Origin of the sequence: Bacillus sp. JJ1566 (assembly GCF_036962685.1) — a bacterium.
In the GTDB taxonomy this organism is placed as follows: Bacteria; Bacillota; Bacilli; order Bacillales; family Bacillaceae_L; genus Ferdinandcohnia.
The window spans coordinates 1-5,346 of record NZ_JBALOP010000097.1 but is presented as its reverse complement, the minus strand read 5'-3'; the positions used below and the strand labels follow the sequence as shown (position 1 = coordinate 5,346).

6 protein-coding genes are annotated in these 5,346 nt (G+C 36.3%); all 6 read right to left on the bottom strand.

Going from position 1 to position 5,346, the window contains the following annotated elements:
- Positions 1-77: 77 nt before the first annotated feature.
- Complete coding sequence (locus tag V7112_RS23730) at positions 78-407, bottom strand: HIT domain-containing protein (protein ID WP_335424442.1); 330 nt, start codon at positions 405-407, stop codon at positions 78-80.
- A 211-nt stretch (positions 408-618) separates the two neighbouring features.
- Positions 619-1,593: an NAD(P)-dependent alcohol dehydrogenase gene (locus V7112_RS23725; RefSeq protein ID WP_335424441.1), complete on the bottom strand. Its 975-nt coding sequence runs from the start codon at positions 1,591-1,593 to the stop codon at positions 619-621.
- 321 nt (positions 1,594-1,914) lie between these two features.
- Complete coding sequence (locus tag V7112_RS23720) at positions 1,915-2,448, bottom strand: dihydrofolate reductase family protein (RefSeq protein WP_335424439.1); 534 nt, start codon at positions 2,446-2,448, stop codon at positions 1,915-1,917.
- A gap of 125 nt (positions 2,449-2,573) precedes the next feature.
- Positions 2,574-3,275, bottom strand: a complete 702-nt coding sequence (locus tag V7112_RS23715) for an MBL fold metallo-hydrolase (protein ID WP_335424437.1) — start codon at positions 3,273-3,275, stop codon at positions 2,574-2,576.
- 147 nt (positions 3,276-3,422) lie between these two features.
- Positions 3,423-4,226, bottom strand: coding sequence for a class I SAM-dependent methyltransferase (locus V7112_RS23710; protein WP_335424435.1), 804 nt, complete (start codon positions 4,224-4,226; stop codon positions 3,423-3,425).
- Positions 4,227-4,441: 215 nt separating this feature from the next.
- On the bottom strand, positions 4,442-5,110 hold the full coding sequence (locus tag V7112_RS23705) for a Type 1 glutamine amidotransferase-like domain-containing protein (RefSeq protein WP_335424433.1): 669 nt from the start codon (positions 5,108-5,110) through the stop codon (positions 4,442-4,444).
- Positions 5,111-5,346: the final 236 nt, after the last annotated feature.

Below are 5,346 nucleotides of genomic sequence, written 5' to 3'. Positions count from 1 at the left end.
TAGCTGGTTTAGTTCAATAACTTCAACAAAAAAGTGCATTAATCCTTCTTGGATCAACGCACCCGTTAGCTTAATAATTATCTCAATGGTTTTCCGAAGACTATATGCCAGTGGAGATGTTTTGAGTCCTGATAATCTCCTAAGTTGGTAATAACTCTACAAGCACCGTTTTCTTCAGTAACCATAGTTGCAACCTTTTTAATTACTCCCAGTAATTCTATTAATAATTCGTTATCACTTTCTTCTAATGTAATTAAAGAAGGTATATGCTTCTTGGGTATAGCAACAATATGGACTGGATAAAAAGGTCTTGTATGATAATAGGCTAATACATTTTCTGTCTCTAACACTTTATTTACTTGGGTTTTACCACTTAATACTTCATCACAATAAAAATCTTCAGTCATAATGCCCTCCCTAATGACTCCTATTTTACTTCTAATTTATTCTATCCCCTTCTTCAACAAACCTGCCCCGTTAGCCATCCATGAAGCAGTGCTTCACCAAAAAAAATGAAACTTAATTACGCTCTTTCATGGTAGTATAAGTACAATAGTTCACAAATTTACTTTGCTAAGAGACAACACTTTTAATAATTTCATAGTATCTTGTTTAAGACTAACTATTTTCCACGCAGACGACCACTTTTCCTTTTGCATGTCCTTCTCCAAGATAACGAATAGCATCTGGAACCTGACTTAACGAGTATCGCTTATCTATAATAGGTACAAGTTTACCTGCAACAAAGAGTTCTTTAAGATAATTTTGGTCATTACTGTTTGGTTTATGAACAAGAATGGCCATTTCCTTACCTTCATTTTTATAAATCATACGTCCGAGCAATAATAGTTGTAGAATTAGAGACATGGATCCTCCAACCATAACATAGGTTCCTTTAGGATTTAGTACACGCTTGTAGTCAAATATAGAACGAGTTCCTACAACATCGAGAATTAAATCATAAAACTGTCCTTTTTGTGTGAAATCCTCTTCATTATAATCAATAACATGGTCTGCACCAATGGACTTAAGTGTATCTAATTTTTTCTTACTGTCCACACAAGTAACTTCAGCCCCGTATAATTTGGCAATTTGCAATGCAAAGGTCCCAACACCTCCACCAGCACCATTAATTAAAACCTTTTGGGCTACATGAATTTGTCCAACATCACGAAGCCCCTGCAGCGCAAGAACTCCTGCTTGCGGTATTGCAGCAGCCTCTTCAAATGTCATATTGGCTGGCTTCAATGTCAATGCCTCTGCATTAACACTTACATATTCCGCAAATCCGCCCCAACCACACCAGGATATGTCTCCGAATACCTCATCCCCTACAGAGATATGATTTACTTCTCTTCCAATTGCTTCAACCCTTCCTGCTATATCAGCACCAAGGATTTTATATTTGGGTTTTAGAAGCCCCCCAAGACGAGCCAAGAATGGTTTACCTCTAAGAAGGTCCCAGTCCCATGAATTCACAGAAACAGCATGAATCTTAACCAATACTTCATTTTGTTTTAGAGCAGGTATATCTATTTCTTTTAGCTTTAGAACGTTACACGTTCCGTATTTATTGTATACCATTGCTTTCATACTAAGTTCTCCTTCACATTTGGGGGTTTGATAAAATTTCATCCTGTTCCTGCCTTTGATCTCTCATTTTAATGAAGTTTTAGGGGACGTTTTTTATAAGATTATATTTTTGAATGGCATTCTAATATATATGTGAGATATTATATATTTCTTCCTAATTCTGTTAAATAACTTCAACAAAAAGGTGCATTAATCCTTCTTGGATCAACGCACCCGATAGTTTAAGTTTAAGTACATTTCTTCACAATCTACATAGTTATCCAAACAAAATTGGGGATCCTATTTTAAGCATCGCCCCTTATAGTTTTAGAGCATTTGTATTCATTTATTTACAATGTAATGTAGTTCAACAAATTGATTAAAGGTTCTGGTTCCTTTTAGATATAGGTCTAGCTGATAATCGCCAACTTTAAATAAAGGTATACCTTCTCCGATGATAGATGGAGCAATTGTCACAATCATTTCATCGACTAATTTTTCTTTTAAAAACGTATGCAATAAGTCTCCACCACCAACTATCCAAATATTCTTTCCTTCTACATTTTTTATGCTATTAGTAAAGTTAACAATGTCTTTATTTACAAATTTAACATTATTTGTATCTTCTAATTGAGACCTAGAAAAAACGTAACAATCTTTATCTTTATATGGGAATTGACCTTTTTCGTGTTTCATAATCCAATCATATGTCCTTTTGCCAATTAAGATTGTGTCAATCGTTTCATAAAATTCCGAATACCCATTATCCCCTTCACCCTCAACCTTAAATAACCAATCTAATGAATCTCCTTTTGTTGCAATATACCCATCCAGACTTTGAGCAATAAACAATACTATATTCCGTTGATTCTTCATATCACGCCTCCTATTTAATATACTTATAAGATATACGATACTTTTTATTTTAATAAAAATACACTTTTATTGAACTAAACTGCTTCTTAGTTTTATAACTTCAACAAAAAGGAATCTTTGGTTTACTATTCAAATTCGAGTAAATCCGAAATAAATCTATTTATATTTCCTTTTAAGATCACACCGTGTCCCGTACATAAATACTCAGCATCAAATTTGTTAATAGCCTTTAAACCTTCGATAAATAAATTAAAATCATGTTGTCTTTTCATTTCTTCGTTTTGAGACCAATCAGAAACGAACTGTTTAAACTTTTCTCTTTCAAGGATACCTTTATCTATAACTTTATTATCGTTTAAAGGTTCTGCAAAGAAGCAAATATGGTCTCCACAAAATAACGCTTTACTTTCACTATGATATAGTAAGACAGAACCTTTTGTATGGTGTCCAAGGAGGACACACTCAATATTATTTACAGTTGAACCGTTATCTGGGAGCTTCGTCTTAAATTTGTTTCTAAGATTTTCTGGAATCAATTCTAAATCCTTATTATGAATATAGCCTTCTATTTCTCCTAAATGTTGAAATCCCCCGATATGATCTTTATGAGCGTGTGTGGCAATAAAGTGCGTTATATCACCCTTGGAAATCCCTTTACTTTTTAGTGAGGAAAACAGGAAACTAGAATGTTCTTCCTTCCCTGAATCAATAAGTATAATATCATTGTTATCGAGCAACAAGTAGCAGTTATTATATGAGTTCCAGGATTCATCCCGCAATAAAAAAGCGTACACATTTTTCGTTATTTCTTCGAGATATGTTTTCATTCTATCCTCCCAAGCACTTTACTTATTAAGTAATATTCGCTCACTTTTTTGTTAATACCTTCCTCCACTAAACTGCCCCGTAAGCTTAATAACTTTAACAAAAAAAGGCGGTTTTCCTTCTTGAATCACACACCCTTTAGTTGAAGATTATTTGGCTTTTTTACCAATATACATTATGTGTTCAGCCATACTAAGTAGATCTTCATGTTCACATACCTTCTCTGCAAAATCTAACCAAGCATTTATAACATCTTGTTTCTGTTTGAGTAATTCTGGTTCACGAAGGTATAAGAAACTTTCACTATTTAGTAAATGAAGTTTTTCAAGATTAAATTTTTCGAAAAACGGAAGTACATTTTTAGGAGATATATAAAAGTTATCTGAAAACCCTTTTCCCGCAAATTCTTTACCATCCACAATTTTATTTAGCTCTAATTGTCTGTCGCTATTTAAGATAAATTCTGGGTTACGAATAAGATAATCCCACACAAATGAATAAGACGAAATAAATGCTACGAAAATAATTCCATTTGGCTTTAGTTTTTTTAGACATTCTCTTATAGTCTTAACTCTATCTTCCTCGCTTTTAAGATGATACATTGGCCCCATGCATAGAACGTAATCGAATTGACTATCTTCAATAATAGATAAGTCACGTGCATCTACTTGTAATCCTTCAAGCGTAAGACCTTTTTCACTTGCCCTAGTCAATGCAAATTCAACATTTTTTTCTGATAAATCAGCTAACGTTACATCACAACCAAGTTCAGCAAGAGTTAAAGAATACCTTCCTGGTCCACCACCAAGGTCCAACACTTTGTCCCCTGGCTTTATATAACGGTTCAAATAGCGTTTAGTAAGTTCAAACTCTACTTTGTGGCGTTCAAGTCGATCCCATTCATAATCTACTGTTTCATCATAAAACTTCCTCACAATTTCAATGCTCTCCAAATTAAACCCTCCCTTGTTTATTCAACAATTCTGCCCCGTTAGTACAGATACTTCTATAAAAAAGAGCACTTCCCCTTCTTTAAGGAAAGCACCCTTTAATGGAGTAAAAAAATCGATTCTTCTAAATTGAAGAATCGCGCCATTAAGTTTCTATTTATTTTCAAACTATCCCACTATTCCATGAGATTATAACAAGAAACGGGCGTATAGTATGATCAAGGTGTAAATAGCTTCCAATGCCCTTCGGATAAAACTTCTACCGCTCCTTCGATTACTTTGATTGCGGTTTGATCGTCAATCGCATACGCAGGTCCCTGCATCCCAGCTGCCCATCTCTCTGCGGCAGCCATGGTGTTTCCCGGCAGCATCTCGTGATCCAGGTGCGGAAAGATTGAAAAATCAACCAGTCTCAGTGTTTCATCACTACCGCCTGGTGGAGTCCAGCCAACGAAGTATTCCCCTATGTTAGGGGCCAACACCATACTCCCAGCACTCATTCCCACATAGACTGAGTTCAGTGACGGTAAAAGGTCTGCCAGCCCGGATTGACGCATCCAGTGGCACAGGTAAAGGGCGTCGCCGCCTGACACCAGCAGTACATCTGTCTCCTGTACCAGAGGTATCCAGCGGTCTTCGTCGATGCTTGGAAGCGCTGTGAGCTCCAACACGCCAACGGATTTCCAACCGAGGTCGACCATGGGATTCTCTTCTTTCCCACTGATGAACTGCCAGGCTTTGACGCCAGGGCCAACCCAAGGGTGTCCATACATCGCAGTGGGGATGCACAGAGCGTTGGAGTCAGCAATCGGCTTGCCCAGCATGTCAACCAGCGCGTCGTGTATGCTTTTGTTATTGATGCCTCCAGATGTAAGCAGAAAATTCATAACTTCACTCCTTGTCTTTGTTTGGTACTGTCAAGTTTGTTCTTACTTCTAAGATAGCAACCCTAGCTTTATGAATGATTAGAACACTTCAATTGACTTATTGTTAATCCGACGTTCAGCTTATTTGTCTATTCGAATACCTGGTGAAGCTCAATCCGAACTATACTTTACAATTCTACAAAACAAATATAAATTCTTGTTCAACTATTCCGCCCCTTTAGCATTCCTGTAGATCG